This window comes from Nostoc sp. UIC 10607, from assembly GCF_047228265.1.
Taxonomy (GTDB): domain Bacteria; phylum Cyanobacteriota; class Cyanobacteriia; order Cyanobacteriales; family Nostocaceae; genus Nostoc; species Nostoc foliaceum_A.
This window is the reverse complement of the sequence record NZ_JBIQNW010000025.1, coordinates 1-18,506: the sequence shown is the minus strand read 5'-3', so window position 1 is coordinate 18,506 and position 18,506 is coordinate 1. Positions and strand designations below refer to the sequence as shown.

At 40.6% G+C, this 18,506-nt stretch carries 13 protein-coding genes and 1 pseudogene; 10 read left to right on the top strand and 4 right to left on the bottom strand.

Translation table 11 applies throughout. The features are described from left to right. Nucleotides 1-35 precede the first annotated feature (35 nt). Nucleotides 36-305: a hypothetical protein gene (locus ACEYW6_RS20305; RefSeq protein WP_412981161.1), complete on the bottom strand. Its 270-nt coding sequence runs from the start codon at nucleotides 303-305 to the stop codon at nucleotides 36-38. A 392-nt stretch (nucleotides 306-697) separates the two neighbouring features. Between ACEYW6_RS20305 and ACEYW6_RS20300 the strand changes: the two genes are divergently transcribed. The 3 genes from ACEYW6_RS20300 (at nucleotide 698) to ACEYW6_RS20290 (ending at nucleotide 4,488) form a co-directional block, all read left to right on the top strand. Beyond that, nucleotides 698-2,209, top strand: coding sequence for an AAA family ATPase (locus ACEYW6_RS20300; RefSeq protein WP_412981160.1), 1,512 nt, complete (start codon nucleotides 698-700; stop codon nucleotides 2,207-2,209). 119 nt (nucleotides 2,210-2,328) lie between these two features. Continuing rightward, a complete protein-coding gene (locus ACEYW6_RS20295) occupies nucleotides 2,329-2,808 on the top strand; it encodes an SH3 domain-containing protein (protein ID WP_190889763.1) in 480 nt (159 codons plus the stop codon). Nucleotides 2,809-3,024: 216 nt separating this feature from the next. Further along, complete coding sequence (locus tag ACEYW6_RS20290; protein WP_412981159.1) at nucleotides 3,025-4,488, top strand: peptidoglycan-binding domain-containing protein; 1,464 nt, start codon at nucleotides 3,025-3,027, stop codon at nucleotides 4,486-4,488. Nucleotides 4,489-4,541: 53 nt separating this feature from the next. Here ACEYW6_RS20290 and sbcC read toward each other — a convergent pair whose 3' ends face one another. Both sbcC and ACEYW6_RS20280 read right to left on the bottom strand, forming a co-directional pair. Further along, nucleotides 4,542-7,568 carry an exonuclease subunit SbcC gene (gene sbcC, locus ACEYW6_RS20285; RefSeq protein ID WP_412981158.1) on the bottom strand — a complete coding sequence of 1,009 codons (3,027 nt, stop codon included), beginning with the start codon at nucleotides 7,566-7,568 and terminating at the stop codon, nucleotides 4,542-4,544. A 645-nt stretch (nucleotides 7,569-8,213) separates the two neighbouring features. Continuing rightward, a complete protein-coding gene (locus ACEYW6_RS20280) occupies nucleotides 8,214-10,295 on the bottom strand; it encodes a cation:proton antiporter (protein WP_412981157.1) in 2,082 nt (693 codons plus the stop codon). Between the two features lie 419 nt (nucleotides 10,296-10,714). On the opposite strand from ACEYW6_RS20280, the gene bchM reads away from it, so the two are divergent. From bchM to ACEYW6_RS20265, 3 genes are all read left to right on the top strand, one after another. Further along, the gene (gene bchM / locus ACEYW6_RS20275) at nucleotides 10,715-11,401 is read left to right on the top strand and encodes a magnesium protoporphyrin IX methyltransferase (RefSeq protein ID WP_190889767.1); all 687 of its coding nucleotides are present in this window, start codon (nucleotides 10,715-10,717) and stop codon (nucleotides 11,399-11,401) included. A 431-nt stretch (nucleotides 11,402-11,832) separates the two neighbouring features. Next, nucleotides 11,833-12,312, top strand: a complete 480-nt coding sequence (locus tag ACEYW6_RS20270) for a hypothetical protein (RefSeq protein ID WP_190889768.1) — start codon at nucleotides 11,833-11,835, stop codon at nucleotides 12,310-12,312. Between the two features lie 50 nt (nucleotides 12,313-12,362). Continuing rightward, nucleotides 12,363-12,743, top strand: coding sequence for a DUF423 domain-containing protein (locus tag ACEYW6_RS20265; RefSeq protein WP_190889769.1), 381 nt, complete (start codon nucleotides 12,363-12,365; stop codon nucleotides 12,741-12,743). A 682-nt stretch (nucleotides 12,744-13,425) separates the two neighbouring features. Here the strand turns inward: ACEYW6_RS20265 and ACEYW6_RS20260 are convergent. Further along, on the bottom strand, nucleotides 13,426-14,190 hold the full coding sequence (locus ACEYW6_RS20260) for a DNA polymerase beta superfamily protein (protein WP_412981156.1): 765 nt from the start codon (nucleotides 14,188-14,190) through the stop codon (nucleotides 13,426-13,428). Here ACEYW6_RS20260 and egtC point away from each other — a divergent pair. The 4 genes and pseudogenes from egtC to ACEYW6_RS20240 all read left to right on the top strand — a co-directional run. Further along, entirely contained in the window at nucleotides 14,189-14,977 is a 789-nt protein-coding gene (gene egtC, locus ACEYW6_RS20255; protein WP_412981155.1) for an ergothioneine biosynthesis protein EgtC, read from the top strand. The genes ACEYW6_RS20260 and egtC overlap by 2 nt on opposite strands. A gap of 284 nt (nucleotides 14,978-15,261) precedes the next feature. Further along, nucleotides 15,262-16,326 (top strand): L-histidine N(alpha)-methyltransferase, encoded by a 1,065-nt coding sequence (gene egtD, locus ACEYW6_RS20250; RefSeq protein WP_412981154.1) that lies wholly within the window; start codon nucleotides 15,262-15,264, stop codon nucleotides 16,324-16,326. Nucleotides 16,327-16,517: 191 nt separating this feature from the next. Beyond that, nucleotides 16,518-16,742, top strand: a complete 225-nt coding sequence (locus ACEYW6_RS20245; protein WP_190889775.1) for a hypothetical protein — start codon at nucleotides 16,518-16,520, stop codon at nucleotides 16,740-16,742. A 958-nt stretch (nucleotides 16,743-17,700) separates the two neighbouring features. Beyond that, nucleotides 17,701-18,429, top strand: a pseudogene (locus ACEYW6_RS20240) (hypothetical protein); the annotation flags it as partial. Between the last annotated feature and the right edge of the window lie 77 nt (nucleotides 18,430-18,506).

Genomic DNA, 18,506 nt, shown 5'->3' with positions numbered 1-18,506 from the left:
CTCTATAAACTCTACTAATTTTATAACCACATTCTCTAGCTAATTCTGATGCCATTTTTTTTAGTAAAAACCGTATCTTGTGGAATATCTTTGAAGTAATTTTCCATAACATCTTCAACTCCCTTGCTTAAGCTCTCATAAATTTGCTTATCATTTATGACTTTAAATAGGCAGCTTAAGGAATTATGAATTTGATGTAAGTTATTCTCTCGAAGTTGTATAACTTTCAAAACTTCATCTCTAGAGAGATTAATATCAACAGATTTTTCTATAATTTTTTGACCTATAACATCAAAAGAATACAATTCTTGATATTCTTTCCCTATGTAACTATATGATATTAATACTATAAATTTAAAGATACTAAAAAACTCGATATAAGCATACAGTATTTTTCACTAGGATTGCCTACAACAAATAAAGTATGTAAAACTTCTATGTTTTCTGAATTGGAATTAGTAATATTTTCTGGCAATAGTTTGTAAAAAAGCGAAAAAATGAAGTAGTTTTAAGCACCTGATTATCCTGACAGGTGATTCAACTTTACTCACCACAAAAGAGCGATCGCCTTTAAAAAATATTTCACATAGAGCGATCGCACTCGCAAACGCGATGAACTGGTAGATGTTGGTTTTTTAGTTGTGAGAGGCGATACAAACCTGAACAATGAGAGAAGAACTAATAATCACAGCCAAATATGAACTTCCGTGAAGAGTTTAAACTGCTGCTACGCGCCCGTTACCCGTTGATTTATATTCCCACCTATGAGGAGGAACGGGTAGAAGCAGCTATTCGGGAAGAAGCAACTAACCAAGGTAATCGCCCTGTTTATACTTGGGATTTTGTCGATGGCTATCAAGGAAACCCCAATGATGTTGGGTTTGGGCGACGTAACCCCCTACAAGCTTTGGAATTCATCGAAAAATTACCAGCTTCCGCACCTGCGGTATTGATTCTCCGAGATTATCATCGCTTTTTAGATGATGTCGCGATCGCCCGCAAACTCCGCAATCTGTCCAGACTTCTCAAATCGCAACCAAAAAATATTGTCTTACTGTCGCCACGCATCGCCATTCCTGACGACTTAACCGAAGTACTGACAGTCGTGGAGTTTCCCTTACCCGCCGCCCCAGAAATTAAAACTGAGGTAGATCGCTTGCTACAAAGTACTGGTAACTCTCTTTCTGGCAAAGTTTTAGATGACTTGGTGCGCTCTTGTCAAGGGCTTTCGATGGAACGGATTCGCCGAGTTTTGGCAAAGGCGATCGCTACCCACGGAGAATTGCAACCAGAAGACGTGGATCTCGTTTTGGAAGAAAAGCGCCAAACTATCCGCCAAACCCAAATCTTGGACTTCTACCCCGCCACTGAGCAAATTTCTGATATTGGCGGACTGGATAACTTGAAAGATTGGCTGATTCGCCGGGGAGGCTCATTCACTGATAAGGCGCGACAGTACGGATTACCGCACCCCCGTGGTTTAATGTTGGTGGGTATTCAGGGAACTGGTAAATCGTTAACAGCAAAAGCGATCGCTCATCACTGGCATTTACCTTTGCTACGTCTGGATGTGGGAAGGTTATTTGGTGGTTTGGTGGGTGAATCAGAATCTCGGACTCGCCAAATGATCCAAGTAGCTGAAGCCCTCGCCCCCTGTATTTTGTGGATTGATGAAATAGATAAAGCCTTTGCCGGACTTGGTAGCAAAGGTGATGCAGGAACAGCCAGCCGTGTGTTTGGCACTTTTATTAACTGGCTAGCCGAAAAAAGCTCACCCGTTTTTGTCGTCGCCACCGCCAACGACATCCAAGCCTTACCACCGGAAATGCTCCGTAAGGGGCGATTTGATGAAATTTTCTTTGTGGGGTTGCCTACCCAAGAAGAGAGAAAAGCAATTTATGATGTTCATTTATCCCGATTGCGCCCCCATAACTTAAAAAGTTATGACATCGAAAGGTTAGCATACGAAACGCCTGATTTTTCTGGGGCAGAGATTGAGCAAACTTTAATTGAAGCGATGCACATTGGATTTAGCCAAAACCGCGACTTTGCTACCGATGACATTTTAGAAGCAGCCAGCCAGATCATCCCCTTGGCACGAACTGCTGTAGAGCAAATTCAGCAACTCCAAGAATGGGCTGCCGCTGGGAGAGCGCGTTTAGCATCTAAACATAGTCCTTTGAGCGAACGCCTCCGGCGCACTACGTGAACCCATTCAACAGTAGCTACAATAATTGATTAGTTAATAATTGCTAGTCAATAGTCAACAGTTAATCATGAATTACTATTGACTATTGACTATTTACCACTGGTGATCAGGTTTTAACTATGTTGTCTGGCTTAACAAAATTTATACTTGGGTTTTTCTTAGCGATCGCTGTCTTAATAGGTGGCGGTGCTGCAATTGCACTCTATTTCATGAATCGCACCGGCATACCCCCTGCCAAACCCGTTTATTCCAACGATAGTCCCTCGGTGAAAGCCCAAGCTCCCAAAGCAACTACACCTGGGACTCAAGCTCAATCGTCTCCAAGCTCAACCTCTACTCCCACAGAATCGCCAAAGGCTACCCCATCAGCAAAACCATTGCCATCGGGAGCTTACCGAGGGCGTGTTAGTTGGGCTGAAGGCTTGAGTTTGCGATCGCAACCAAATCAAGAAGCTGAACGGATTGGTGGGGTTGCTTTTAATCAAAAAATTATTGTCTTGGAAGAAAGCGGGGATAAAGGCTGGCAAAAGATTCGTTTAGAAGGTAGCGAACAAGAAGGTTGGGTGAAAGCAGGTAATACTGAAAAAGTTGATGAATAATATGCATGGGGAATGGGGCATTGGGCAAAACAGTTCCGAGCCAAGAAGCGAGATTTTTCACTCAGCACGGGCTAAATGCCCCACTATCGCTAACAGGACTCAGCACTACTACTCCCCACTCCCCAAGATAATTACTTGTAAAGAATCATACGAAAAGTAATTATTACACAGAGAAAGTAGTATACTTTTTTATAGTCATCAATTTAAAAAAAGCAAGTGAAAACAGGGGTAGATAGCTATTTAATCAAGCTCGCCTCAGTCTACGAGGCATCCGAAAGCATCAAGGTTGTTTCTATCGTAGTTAATTTCAAATTTTTAAATTGGAAAAAGTTATCTACTAGTGCTGCAATAAGTCTTCTATCTGTAGCACTGATTACGGGGCTTCTGAGTATCGCTGGGCAAGCTTTAGCACTTCAGAAAATAGGAAGTAATGGGGCTGAAGTTAGCAGTAGCCAGAGGTGTTTAAAAAAGTTAGGCTACTTTAACGGCCCAGTGACAGGTAAGTTTGCTAGCTTGACTCAAAATGCTGTGATCAAATTCCAGCAAGCCAACAGAATACCTGCTGATGGAGTTGTGGGTATTAATACGCAACGATCCTTACAACGAGCATGTCAGTCTAGAACTTCTAATAGGAATACCAGTGGCGCATTGCCTAGGCGCAGCCTGCCGCAGGCATCGCCAAGTGGTCAATATCCCACTCTGTCTCAAGGCAACACTGGTGCAGCAGTTACAAGATTGCAACAGCGTCTACGACAGTTAGGCTATTTTAATGCTAATCCCACTGGGAATTTTGGACAAATTACTAAAGATGCTGTAATTGCATTCCAGCGAAAGTATCGCATATCTGCTAGCGGAATTGTGAATCGACAAACTTGGAACGCACTACTGGGTTCCTCTCCAACTCCAGCCAGATCAAGTCTCTCTACTCAACAAGTGAGAGAACTACAAGTGCGTTTGCAGCAGCTAGGTTTTTTTAATACTAATCCCACTGGGAATATTGGCCCAATGACTAGAGAAGCTGTCATCCAATTCCAGCGAAGTTATCGCCTACCTGTTGATGGCATCGCCAATGCTCAAGTTTTGCAGGCAGTGCGTAGAGCCTCCACAGGTGGATATGCTACTCAACAACCAAGTAGAAATTATCTGACTGTAGGTGATCGAGGAGAGAATGTCAGATTAGTTCAAGAGCGTTTATCGCAGTTGGGTTTCTCTAATATCAATCCTGATGGCTTTTTCAACGATTACACCAGAGAATCTGTGATTGCATTCCAGCAATATTCTCGGCTTAATTCTACTGGAAATGTAGATTGGCAAACTTGGCAAGCATTAGGGTTGAATAGCTTAACTGAGGGCAATTCTGTTGAGGCTAATGGTTATGTCTTAGCTGAGACTAATGACTATGTAGCACCTCAAACTCGCTATTTACCTCCTACTAATAACGTAGTGCCTGTTACCAATGGCAACACATTAGTTGCTAATAATCCCTACAGAGTAATAGTGCCAATTTCCAATAATGATACTCTGAGTAAAGTGCAACAATATATACCCAGTGCGGTCACAGAGCAATCCAATTTAGGGGATTATGTGAATGCTGGAGCATTTAGCGATCGCGCACAAGCAGAAACGCTAACGAAAATGCTCCGCTCTTATGGGCTTGATGCACGGGTAAAATTTAATTAACTAATTCGTAATTCGTAATTCGTAATTCGTAATTCGTAATTCGTAATTCGTAATTAAATTGACAAACTCAACTGCGAACCTTCTTGAGTTTTATTCACTTCAATGCGGGCTTGGAAAGCTTCTTTGAGATGGGGCATATGGGTGACAGTGAGAATGCAGGCGAAATCGGAAGCGATCGCATTAATCGCTGCAATCAAGCGATCGCATCCTTCGGCATCCTGTGTACCAAAACCTTCATCTACAATCAACAATTGCAACGCCGCCCCCGCCCGTTGTGCTAATAATTTCGCCAAGGCTAAACGGATGGCAAAGTTAATCCTAAAGGCTTCTCCACCAGAGTAAGTTTCATAAGCTCGCGTTCCTCTAGAATCGGCGATTAAAATATCTAGGGTGTCTATCAGCTTGGCATTTTTCTTTGTTGATTTAGCACTACGCCCAGCTTTTTGAGTAATAAATTGTACATGAAACTGATTACCACTCAGTCGCGAAAGTAGTTGGTTTGTCTCAGCTTCCAGTTGCGGTAACACATTCTCAATCATCAGTGCTTGGATGCCATTTTTACCAAAAGCTTGCGCTAATTCCTGATAAACACGATATTCCTGTTTGCAAGATTGTAGTTGCTGCTGCTGTTGTTCATACTGAATTTGCAGCGTTTCCAGTTGATGCGCCAGCTGTTCTAAACGCCCCAACTTTGCTATTTGTTCATCGAGTTGCCTTCTGCGGATTGCTAGCTGCTGCTCTAAAGCTTGAATTTGGGCAGATGGGTTAGCTGTTGCTTGTAATTGCTGGATAATGCTTTCAATTTGTCCGCCGAGTTTTTGCCGTTCCGTTACTCTGGCACTTCTAGAATCCTCTAACTCTTGCAATCTTGTCTGGAGTTGGGGATACTGCTGCTGGGCTGACAGCAGTTGTTGATACCGCAAATGCCAAGATTGAGCTTGGCGAACAGCCATACGCAGATTGTTGTGCTGCTCGGAACTGTAGCCAATTTCAGCAATGTGACGCTCAAGAGCCGCGATTTGTTTAGCACATTCAGAATCAGTCTGATCTTGCTGGATTCTGACTTGTAATTGAGCAATTTGGGATTGTAATTCTGGTTTTCGGGCTAATAGTTGCGCTTGTCGTTTAGTAGCATCTTTAATCTGCCCTTGTTTAATTTCTGCCCATCGCCACCGCTCAACTTCGCTCCGGGCGAGGGCGTGGTCTTGTTCATTATAATTAGCTTGTTGCAGATATTGGTCTAGCTGCCGGAGTTCAGCTTGTTTATCAGGAGCGTAATCACCAGCTTGGAGCGATCGCTCTAAATGTTGTTTTTCAGCAGCAATTTGTTGTAACTGTTGTTGAACATCAGTTGTAGCTTCTAACTGGGCTGCCAACTGTCCCCGTTGTTCACGTAAACCATCGTAGCCCGCCAATTGTTGGGAAATTTCCCGATATTCCTGCCTAAGTACCTGTATTTCTCTGTCTGACACAGCCATTTGTTCTCGCACTACCCAAAACTGCCCTTGGGTATCCTCTAACTCAGCCTGGGTTTTTTCCACCACTCGGCTCCAGTGATGTTCGTCTAAAGGACGTTCGCATAATGGACAAAGTGCTTCAGGATTTTGGAGCATTTGCAATTTCTGCTCTAATTCTCCCAGCAGTTTTTCATAGTCGCGTTGATGAGCTTGCAGACGTTCGATAAAGTGCCGCCTTTCTTGCCCTTTTTCTTGCACTCGTTGTAAATAAACCCGCTTTTTCTCCAGTTCCTCAATCTGGATTGCTACATCCATCACCGCTTGTTGCAGTTGCGGCTGGCGGCGGTGCTGGCGTTGCAATTGGTTTTCAGTACTTTGGAGTTGTTCGAGTCGCGCTACTAAACCAGCATGAGTGCGATCGAGTTGGCTTTGTAAAGTTGCTCGTTGTTGCAACAACGGAGTCACTTGCATTTGCAGTTGATCTAAACGCGCAACATGGTGACGGGCTGCGGTTAATTGTGCCAAAGCAGCTTCTACTTCACCTGATTTAGTCAGAGTTTGCTGAATGTCTCGCTCTTGTTGCTGCAAAGCTTCGATTTGGGCTTGGGCTTGTTGCAGTTGCCGTTCGATTTCGTGAATTTGTTTGGTAAGCTGTTGTTGCTTTTGTTGGCGAGTCTGTTGGGCGCGAGTGTATTCTTCAAATTTGGCAGCAAAGGCTTCTTCTTGAGATTGGAGACTTTGATATTGGGCGTATCCAGCTTTAATCTCAGCTTCTTGGTGTAATATTTTTTCTAAATCTGATAACTGAGAGCCAATAGCTGATTGTTCTTGTTGGAGGCGATCGCAATCTTGGGTAAGATTTTGGTATTGCTGCTTTACAAAGCTGAGTTGTTGTTCCCAATTTTGGCGCTGGTGCTGGACAACTTGCAAACTTTGTAATTGAATATTATCAAAGGCTTGTACCTGTTGCAGTTGGTTGAGTTCGGCTTCTAACTCCACTCTTTGCGCTTGGGTTGTCTCGCGTTGTTGCAGCTGAATTTTTATCGACTCCAAAGAACGCTCTAACTCTACTGCCCTTGCTTTGAACTGACGAGAAGATTCCTTTGCTCGTTCTTCCAAATCATCATACTGATTGAGTTTCAACAACTCCGCTAAAATTTCTTTGCGTTCCGTCGGGCGTTTGAGCATGAATTCATCTGCACGACCTTGACGTAAGTAGGCAGAATTAATAAATGTATCGTAATCGAGCTTGATATGTTCTAAAATCAAATCTTGGGTTGCTCTTACCCCTTTACCAGTGAGTGAGCGAAACCCAGATGGGATTTCTATTTGAAATTCAAGAACGCTAGTACCTCCCCGAATTCGGGTACGAATCACCCGATATTTTTGCTGGTTGCTTTGGAAAGTAAAATCAACCCGAACTTCTTTCGCACCAGAATAGATCACATCATCTTCAGCAGTAGCACGGCTTTCACCCCAAATTGCCCAAGTGATTGCTTCCAAAAGTGAAGATTTACCCGCACCATTGGAACCCGAAATACAAGCCGTATGCAAACCGCGAAAATCTAATGTTGCATCACGGTAACTAAGAAAGTTTTTGAGGATAAGTTGTACTGGGATCATTCAGGCTATAGCGCCACATCTACTTTTAATAATTAACAGTACAGATGCACTGTTTGTTAGTTTAGCTATCTGGATATCAGGTTTCTAGTCTTGAAGACATCAATTTTACAAAATTTAACAATATAATAAGCAAATTTCTCTTGTTGCATGAAGCAGTTTTGCTATCTTCAAAGAAAAATGAAACTTTCTATGGAGGCTTCTGGTTATTTCTTTGTGTTGTTTGAGAGAAAAATATTCTTATTTGATTTGTGAGAATTGAAAGTTACAGATCCCTGACTTTTCAAAGAAGTCGAGGATTTTGTCTCTTAGGAATTATTTAGGATTGCTAGAGTCGCCAAGAGAGAATTTGCCATTGGCTAATTGCGATCGCCATCGCTTGACCTAGACCGAGGTATCAACAATCCAATAGATGTACTGACAGCAAATAGAAAATACTTTGCTATTACCGATCGCAGAGATTAAACAGCGTCAGCAGTACTCTTAAATACCTATGTAACAGATAGCTTATCTTTTAGTCTCACAGGAAAATCATTCCTTAAGAAAACGAAAATATTTCCTCGTTCAAAAAATTGCCTTTGACAAAGAGTTTTAACCTTAACCCAAGCGTATAGATTTATAGAAGAGTGAATTACACCACTTCCCACATCAGGAGTGAGGTTCTCCAAGCAAGACAATTGAGCACTTCAATTCTCGAAGTAACTGCGTTGTCACTTCGCTGACGGCTAATCCGCCGGCTGTGCGATAACGAACGGAACGTAACACGGCTAAATCAAATGCCTGAGATTCCCGAATTATTACTCTAGCAACATCATCACCCTTGATTGTTTGGATATGTGTATTCACCTGTAACTGGCCTTTAGAAGTAATATCAGACAATTGAGATACAAAGTTTTCTACCCGAGTCGGTGGTGTTTTGCGATCGGATACGTGTAACAGGACTACTTCTGCCTGATTAACATCAGCCAAAATCTGGGCAAATCTCAAAGCACCGATAGTTTGGCGCGTTAAGTCTCCAACTGGTACAAGAATTCTTTGAATTGTCTTAGGACTACTTAAAAGGCGTGTTACTGCTACTGGACAGTGAGAAGACCAGAAAACGCTATCAATTACACTACCAAATAAGCGGGCACGCAAACCTGTTGTCTGCGACCAACCCATCACTACTAAACTAGCGTTTTGTTCTCGACTTGTGCGGCTAATCCCCAAAGCTGCATCATCATCAATCCGAATTGCTGGTGATACTTCCACCTCAAATTCTTGACTGATTTCTTTAGCTAAATTCAATCTTTCCCGGCTTTGGTCGAGTGCAGTTACTAATTGCGGATCATCCATCTGAATATGTGCTCTAGTAATAGCTAATGGCACAATTCTTCCAGATTCATGACTAGCCAGTAGTGCTGCCATTTCTATTAAATAGCGCTGGGTTTGAGGGTTGTATATTGGCACTACTACAGTAAATGGATATTGGTTTTTTTCGACTAGCTGATCTTCATTACCTTGCCACCAAGTTGTCAAACTATCTGTTTCAAAATCTGTCTGAGAAAGCTGTAGTGAAGGAGCAAATCGTGCTGTTATTATGGGGCCCAGAATTGCAGTTACCAGCATGAGGACAATCACACTGTTTAAGACAGCTTCACTGATTAAGCGCTCACCAGCAGGATTTACCGTTTGATAAGCAACCAAGGTTGCTGCTAGTGTGGCTGCTACCTGTGGTAGTGACAATGACCACATCGTTAGCAATTCCGCCGTGTTGTAGCGATACAATAATTTAGCTAAGAATGCTGCTATAAATTTACTGCCAATCAAAGCTACTACAATTACCAGAGTCAGCCAAATTGAACTGAGGGTTTTGATAAATGCAGGAATATTAATCAATAATCCCATGTCCACAAAGAAACAAGGGATAAATAAAACACTACCAATAAACTCGATTTTTTCTCTGACTGGGCTACGTCCTAGAACATCGTTGACAGCTAAACCTGCTAAAAAAGCACCAACAATTTTTTCAACTCCAATTACCTGCGCTCCCACAGATGCCAAAAATAATGCTAGTAATATAAACAAAAACTGGTTACTTTGTTCATCCCCAGAGCGGCGAAAAAACTCTTTTCCTGCCCAGTCAAAGCCAAATAGGACAACAGCAGTGTAAATTGCTAATCCACCCAATAAAATCGCTAAACTCATGGCGGAGAATTCTCCTCCATGAATTCCAACACAAATCGCTAATACGAGCAAAGCACCTGTGTCAGTAAAAATTGTCGCACCAATCGTGACGGTTACAGCTTCATTCGTTACCACTCCCAGACGACTCACAATTGGATATGCCAAGAGGGTATGAGAGGCCAGTAAAGAACCAATGAGGACGGAGGCATTCCAATCAAAATTGAATAATCGTCCTGTAGCAATGCCAGCAATCATTGGAACTAAAAATGTTAAAATGCCAAACCCAATTGAGCGATTTCTAGTTTTACGAAACTGCTCTAAGTCAATTTCTAAACCCGCTACAAACATCAAATAAAGTTTGCCGATCTCTGAGAGCAGATTGATAGTTTCAGACTCAGGGTTTAACAATTTTAGTCCATTTTGCCCTAGTAATATACCTGCCACCAACAACCCAACTAATCCAGGTAGCCTTAGTCGCTCAAATATAGGAGGTACAGTAAAGATTACTGTTAAGAGAATTGTAAATGCAACGATCGGACTGTCTGTTAGCGAGTTCAGTGCCATGTTTAATAATTAAACCTAAATAGGAAATTTACAATCAATTAACATAAGAAATTTTACTTAAAATTTCTGCTTACTTCAGTCTTATTGGTTACAAACAATTAAATCTTTAACAGCATAAATGTTGCGATCGCAATCATGATTCTACCTTAAGAAGGGGTTTTCTACATCTACAGGGTGAAATAAGAATATAATTTATACTAACGAAAATAGTCGATATTTAAATAGTAGTAAATACTCTCAAAAAGTTATAAAACGACAATAATTTATTAAAAATAGCGGTTCTAGTTTGAATAATTAGGGGCGCACATCTATGCGCCCCTACTTCTCTGCACGATATCTAGAAAAATCTGGAAGACCGCTCTTATAGGTTCCTATCAATGATAATTTTAAGCATTGGGAACCCCTAAAAATCAAAGTTTATGAACGCAGCCGACGATAAAACAATTGTTCGTGAGTATTTCAATTCCACAGGGTTTGACCGTTGGAAGCGAATCTACGGTGATGGCGAAGTCAACAAAGTCCAACTAGACATCCGCAATGGACACCAGCAAACCGTGGATACAGTTCTCGGCTGGCTGAAGGCTGATAACAATTTACCAGAGCTATCAATCTGCGATGCTGGGTGTGGTGTCGGTAGTCTCAGCATCCCTCTAGCGGTAGATGGTGCCAAAGTCTATGCCACCGATATTTCTGAAAAAATGGTGGAAGAAGGCAAGGACAGAGCCAAGCAAACTTTGGGAAATGCTGAAAATCCCACTTTTGCCGTGCAGGATTTGGAATCGTTGAGTGGTAGTTACCATACCGTTATTTGCTTGGATGTTCTCATCCACTACCCCCAAGAAAAAGCGGATGAGATGATTTCTCATCTCTGTTCTTTGGCACAGTCGCGGATAATTCTCAGTTTTGCGCCGAAAACCTGCGCCCTGAGTATACTCAAGAAAATTGGCAGTTTCTTTCCCGGGCCAAGTAAAGCGACTCGTGCATATTTGCATCGTGAGGCTGATGTGGTGAGAATTTTAGAAAGTAATGGCTTTTCATTACAACGAAAAGCGATGACGAAGACTCGTTTCTATTTTTCCCGCCTACTTGAAGCTACACGTAAGTAAAGTTAAAATCGCAGCAAGATGAATACTATGCCTTTGCTGCGATTTGAAAATCTCAAGCTTAACACTGGTAAGTATTCTAGTTGGCGCTAAGTTCTACTTTTAATCTTGGCGTAGGCGTAGCCCGTCAGAGACATCGCTTTGATTTGGAGCATGAATAATTATCATAGCGATTATTTATATAGCCTTACCTAAGTAATAATTGCAATACTATACGTAAACTTTAACTTACTATGATCGCTTTCCTCTGTGACAGTTGAAGGTGCGGAATGTGGAATAAATACTGGGAGAACCATAAGCGATGCTATCGAGACAGGGCTGAAGAAGATAGAAGCAGCGCTTACAAACCTATCGTCAGGAGTAGATTGATATACTAGAACCTTTGCGAAAGTCAGGTTAAAATCGCTAGCAAAGTTCAAATCTGAAGTGGAACTATGAAAACTGCTGAAAAATTGGCTGCCGGTTGGCTACTGACACTCGGATTCATGTTTGTAACTCTATCAGCAACAGCGGCATTTGAAAAATTTGCTACACGTAAAGCCATCATAATACCCACAGATGAGTATGAGTTTAACGCACCAAATGCTACTTATGAAGATGATAATGCTGCTGTTGGTGGTTTAATTTTTGGTGTTCCTACCTTAACACTGGGTACATGGTTAGCATTGGGATTATACCGTCAAAGCCGACAAGAGAAAAAGGCGCTTAATCAACAAGTTAGCGATCGCCTGCAATCGATTTTTTATGAGATGCTACAAGAAAATCATGGGCGCGTCACTGTTTTAGGCTTTGCAATGCAGTCACAACTACCCGCAGCTAACGCCAGACAATATTTAGATGAAAAAGCTAAAGAATTCAATGCAAACTTTAAGGTGAACGAAGAGGGCGCTGTATCATATCATTTTGATGTCTAATTGATATCTAATGGCCCGTTAAATTCCACACCAACTTACGGCTAGGTCTAATGACGCAGATTTTTTTGAGCGTAGCTGCCATTTTAGGCGGTTTGTCAGTTGCTGCTGGTGCTTTTGCTTCCCATGCCTTGCGGGAAAAAATTAGTGAGCGATCGCTAGAAATTTTTGAAACTGGCGCTCGTTACCAAATGTATCATGCTCTGGCACTTTTTCTAGTAGCAATACTAATTAGTCGCACCGAATTTCCTCAACCCACTCTCGTAGCCAGCGGATGGCTGTTTATCATTGGCATTGCTATTTTCTCAGGTAGCTTGTACGCCCTTAGCTTAACTGGTATTAAATCCTTAGGAGCGATCACACCGCTAGGCGGTGCAGCCTTTCTTGCTGGTTGGGGTACTTTAGCTTTTGCTGCTTGGAATTTGAAGTTGTAAAAAAGTTAGAAATTAAGAGTTAAGGAAATACCAAAAAATCAATTATCCGATATTTGTAGGGTGCATTAATGAAGTGTAACGCGTCATCTATTAGTTCACGTATCGCAGTGTGTTACCTCCTTCTATCAACACCCCTACAAATTGGATAGTTTTTTAATTGGAAGTCTTGCAAGCAAGAATAATATTTTCAAACAGGATTTACAAATAAAGTTTAAATATTTGTTATCAGATAATTGACAAACATAACGGTAAAATAGAAGTAATAACATAATTTGAACAAGGGACAGAGTTTGTCATCTGATTACTAATAAAAACACAACTAAACTAGTGCCGCTACTCTATAAATGATGTATAATAAAAAATTCAAACTATCAGATTTTTGTTTTAATAAGAACTAGCGCGGAAATTTAATAACTCATAATTCATAACTCTTATACCATTTCTGTTTAAATCTGCGCCTATAGGACTGATGCAAAACTACAGACTGTAGCGGCAATTCATGTGGACGCATACTCCTAGGTCGAAGATACAACAAATACGCTGGTAAGGGCATGGCAATGCCATTCCCCTACGAGAAATCTATATGTATCAGGATTTTTGTGAATTGGTATAAGCGTCCCGCAGGGAATGTAGAGAAGCGGTTTACCGTAGGGTATTACCGCTACATGAATAAAGCGCAGCCTCACATAGAATTGGTATTAGCTCTCAGGCGTACCAGCAAATTATGCAAAGCCGCATTCGCTGAAGGTACTTCAGGTAATAGGCTAGATTTGTATGCTTCCTGCAACTGATCACGCAGACGTTCATATTCTATTTGATGAAAATCTATATTAACATTTGACAAAACAGACCTTTCTTCCCCTGCTAGCTTTTGGGCAATTAAATCAGGAATATATGGTAAATTAAAAACCTCATTTAGCTTAATTAAATTAGCTTCAACTCTACCTGTTTGCATCAAATAAATTCCAGTCAACAAAACTCGATAAACATAAAGCAATGGCTTTAATCTATGGGTGTGTTCTTTTTCAAAAAGTTTCCATTGTGTTGCTGCAAAACCAATATAATGGTAATAATGGTGACGGGTAATGCAATCTTTGGCGATATATTTTAATTCCTCATGTTCTGGTGAAGTTGTTATTATTAAAGGTGAATATAGTTGTTCTAACACATAACCATTCTTTTTAAGTAACATTAAAAAGAATTTTTTGACATCATGAGTTACTAAATCAATTTCTAAAGATTCGCGAATTTCTGAAACTTCAATAGTTTCATTCCTAGTCTCTAACCCCACTACTTCTTGAACTAGTAAAATATGCACCCCACGCAAGTCATAATCAGAATCAGGTGACGGAAAACCATATAAGTGGGAACCACTAATAATGGTGAACAAAAGCGGGTAAGGCTGTTGCCCAATAATTGTGTTAATAGAAGGTGGAATATTCATCATGTGCCGTTTACTTGCTTACCTCGGTTCGCCTGTTTCTTTAGAATATCTTTTGTATAAACCAGAACACTCGCTGATAGTCCAGAGTTATCAACCACGCGAAATGACTTCTGGGGTAGTAAATGCAGATGGCTTTGGTGTGGGTTGGTATCATAGCCAAAAAGATATCGAACCATTTATCTATAAAAATATCCTACCTATTTGGAATGACATAAACCTACCCAGTCTCAGCCGTTATGTTGAATCAAAGTGTGTACTTGCTTATGTCCGCAGTGCTACATCTGAACAAGCCGTAGATTTTGCTAATTGTCAGCCCTTTAACCATCAACAACAGCTATTTATTCATAATGGACGAATCGAAAATTTCCGCAAAACATTACACAGAAAAATCCGCAGCACTTTAACTCCAGATTTTTATGAAAAAATTAATGGCAGTACTGACTCCGAACATATTTTTGCATTGTTACTTTCACAAAGTAAAATTAATAAACATCGACCACTAGAGTATGCTTTACGTACTACATTATTAACACTATTAGAGATGGCAAAGCGCTATCAAGTAGAAGCCTCAATCAATGTAATCTTTAGTGACGGACATCGGCTGATAGCTTCTCGCTTTGCTACCACCTCCCCAGCTCCATCTCTTTATTGGATTCGAGATGATCCGACTTTTTTAAAATCTGTAATTATTGCGTCAGAACCTCTATTCATAGGTAATTGGAATGCTTTTCCCGAAAATAGCATCATTACTGTGGAAGCAGACTGTGAGATCCAAATTGAGCAAATTTAGTGTGAAAAAGTCTATTTTTCAAACCTTCCATGAATGTTGCCTGAAAACTTTTGCACTATTTCAAGATATGAACGAAACCACATTCTGTAGTCAGCCTCATCCTGACTTGAGCCGCTTTGGGTCATATATATTGCCATTTGAATGGGAAAATACCTAAAAATAGCTTTAAAGCTTGAGCAATATTGCTCAGGCATGATTTTATTAGCTATGGCTATATGTTTCACTAATTAGGGTAAAGGTTTGCCATTAAAGGTAACCTATTACGCCAAGCATACGGAGGTTTAATGTCAATATCTAAAGCTGTCAACAGGAACGTTACTTCTCAAAATAGCGTTGAAAAACGCTTGCAGATACAGCATCTGATAGGAGCAACTCAAATAGTTGCATCTAGTATTGGAAGTGATGTAGTGAAGGGATTGACTCAAACATCTAAATCTCTACCCCCCTGTTACTTTTATGATGACCGTGGTTCTGAGCTATTTGAGCAAATCTGTGATTTACCAGAATATTATCTCACACGCACAGAAACAATGATTTTACAGCAGTTTGCTGGCGAAATTGCCAATATAACTGGCGTTTGTGAATTGGTAGAACTTGGCAGTGGCAGTTCTACTAAAACCCGCATTTTGCTAGATGCCTACCAGCAGCTAGGCTATCCCCTGCATTACTTACCAATTGATGTGTGTGCAGGTATATTGGAAAGTAGCGCCAAGCAATTATTAAGAGATTATCCCTTACTGCAAGTTTATGCTTTAGCGGGAACCTATGAATTAGCCCTTGCAAAACTCCTACCGACGCAATTACCCAGCCGGATGATTGGTTTCATTGGTAGCAGTTTAGGTAATCTTACACCTCGTGAGTGTGATGTGTTCTTCTCTCAAATTACAGAAGCCCTACAAGTAGGTGAGTATTTCTTGTTGGGGATAGATTTACGAAAGCCGAAACAGATTTTGGAACCAGCTTATAACGACAGCCAGGGAGTGACGGCAGCATTTAATCTCAATATGCTGGAGCATTTAAATCAACAGTTTGATGGCAATTTCGACACCATGCAGTTTGAACACTGGGCGTTTTACAATGAAAGTGAGCATCAAATAGAAATGCATTTACGCAGCACGCGATCGCAAATTGTAGAATTACGCGCTCTTAATCTCAAGGTTAATTTTGCACTAGGTGAGACTATCCTCACCGAAATTTCCCGCAAATTTGACCTCGATACTATCAAGCAGCAACTCACTGCACAGGGTTTATTACCTCTTCAAGTATGGACAGATCCAAATCAATGGTTTGGTTTATTGCTCTGTCAAATGCAAGCATCAAGCAAATCAGAGTATGCCTCATATATATAGGGGTTCTCAGTTGAGTCCAATATAGACTTAACAAAAACAGTCCACACCAGTGAGAGAGATTCTAATTGTTCTCTCTCACTGGTGTAGTATTTTCACTATATAGTGCTGTATATTATGTTTTAAGACACATCTCTATCAGCCCAAATGAGTAAACTAAATATTTAGCCCCTGATTATTGCTGCATCGAAGGTGTGGGAAAAATTCTACTGGATATAGGAACCCGTGGCTTCGGCTTAGTTGCGGTTATATTGGCATTAGTACCAGAAGAGTTATTGGCTGCCTCTGAGAGAATAGGTGGTTTACTATTAGTAGAATTGGCAAAATCACTCAATTGGATAGCCGAAGGTGAATTTGAAGATATGGAAGTAATATTCTCAGTATTTTGGCTGTTGGATTTTACCGGAGTTTCAGCTTGAGATGGAGTAATAATGAAAGCCGAACTTGTTCCTAATACCAGTATTAGCAGATTAGAAATATATTGTTGCATGGGATTTTTCAAATTGGTTAATAAATTTTTAAAGCTTCAAGAAGTTGTATTTGTTCTCGGTTGAAAATAAAATCGTGATTTTCCAAGATAAATCACTCCACTCACAAATAAAACCTGATTACAGCGATTTTCAGATGAATAGACTAGTACCACATGCTTCAGACTTGAATGCCGCTGAGTACATCGATTCATTGACAAAAATCTAACCCCTTCAGTTACCTTTCCTGCAAGGTATGGGGAAACTAAATTCTGGTCTCCTTTTAAGAGAGCGGTTATTCTAGAATTACGGAATCTATCTTATAAAGAGTCTGCAATATAGATACACCTGGAATAATTGACGTTTATTTATCAACTAAGCCAGCACAACTATTAATAATTTAGTTGAATTTATGTTCTTATTAAAAGAGGAATTTTACTGAAGTTTTTGAAAAACATAATTTTCAGTAAATCAGGTATTAAGCCGCATATTTAATGAACTACAACCAATAATATATAAACTTTTAATAAAAGATGACTTTTATGAAGTGGATTTCATGAAAAATATATGTATGCGTTTAGGGACGGATGCTCATCTGCCTATGTTATGGAAATACTGATATAATTTTTTGCTTAAAACAGTCCTAAATTATTGATGAAATTCTCTATTCGATAATTTTTACAATTTACATAAGATTGCTAGATGAGTTTATCCATAGATATCCTAAAGCAGCATCCCGTTTCTATCATACGAGCCAGCCAAGAATGAAACGAGATTTTTTATCTATGTCGATATTGTAAGTTTTACTATCCCACCTGAAACTTTCAGAGCAACTGTTCATTTTTACAAGTTAAACTAGACTTCTCTAATTAGTGATGGCAAACCCGCACTCCTGTTTTTCTGGAAATATATGAAATTTAGAACCTTCAAATATCCCTTCACACTCATGCTAGTCAGCTTTAGTTTTTTGCAGACAGCTGATGCTCAAACTCCTGTAGCTGAAATCTCCAAGCTATCTCAGGAAGCTTCTGTGCTTCGGAAACAGGGCCCAAGCGGATTACAAGTATTTCTTAAATCCCATGCCGATACGTTAAATATCAATTCTTCAGATGCAGTTTTACCTTCCCCTAAACTCCGGCTAGCTTTAGACGAACTCTGCCAACAACGGGACTGTTACGCCTCTCGTCTGTACTGGTACACTGATATAGAACAAGCCAAAGCTGCTGCCAGAACTAGTGGTAAACCTATTTTATCTCTGCGGTTGCTGGGCAGGCTGGATCAAGATTTGAGTTGTGCTAATAGTAGGTTTTTCAGGGTAGCGCTGTATCCGAATAGTGAAATTTCTAAACTGCTTCAAGACCGCTTCATTTTGCACTGGCAATCAGTGCGTCCTGTACCCAAAGTAACTATTGATTTTGGCGACGGACGCAAGTTGGAGCGGACGATTACAGGCAATAGTATTCACTATATATTGGATGGGTCGGGTCGTCCAATCGATGCAATTCCAGGGCTATATAGTCCCAAAGCATTTTTGCGTCAGTTACAGCAGGCTGAAGTAGCAGTAAAAAATTACAGTAAACTTAGACAAAGCGATCGCGAGTCTTTTTTAAGAAAATACCACAGCGATCGCATGAACTCCAAGTAAACTCAACGAGGTTGTCACCAACCCCGTTGGTCTTCAAAACCGTGCTTAATAGTTTCCCATTACACGGCTCC

Coding starts and splice junctions, on each gene's coding strand:
- egtC (WP_412981155.1), top strand. CDS start 14,189: ATGTGCCGTTTACTTGCTTACCTCGGTTCGCCTGTTTCTTTAGAATAT.
- egtD (WP_412981154.1), top strand. CDS start 15,262: ATGTCAATATCTAAAGCTGTCAACAGGAACGTTACTTCTCAAAATAGC.
- ACEYW6_RS20265 (WP_190889769.1), top strand. CDS start 12,363: ATGACGCAGATTTTTTTGAGCGTAGCTGCCATTTTAGGCGGTTTGTCA.
- ACEYW6_RS20300 (WP_412981160.1), top strand. CDS start 698: ATGAACTTCCGTGAAGAGTTTAAACTGCTGCTACGCGCCCGTTACCCG.
- ACEYW6_RS20260 (WP_412981156.1), bottom strand. CDS start 14,190: ATGATGAATATTCCACCTTCTATTAACACAATTATTGGGCAACAGCCT.
- ACEYW6_RS20270 (WP_190889768.1), top strand. CDS start 11,833: ATGAAAACTGCTGAAAAATTGGCTGCCGGTTGGCTACTGACACTCGGA.
- ACEYW6_RS20280 (WP_412981157.1), bottom strand. CDS start 10,295: ATGGCACTGAACTCGCTAACAGACAGTCCGATCGTTGCATTTACAATT.
- bchM (WP_190889767.1), top strand. CDS start 10,715: ATGAACGCAGCCGACGATAAAACAATTGTTCGTGAGTATTTCAATTCC.
- ACEYW6_RS20295 (WP_190889763.1), top strand. CDS start 2,329: ATGTTGTCTGGCTTAACAAAATTTATACTTGGGTTTTTCTTAGCGATC.
- sbcC (WP_412981158.1), bottom strand. CDS start 7,568: ATGATCCCAGTACAACTTATCCTCAAAAACTTTCTTAGTTACCGTGAT.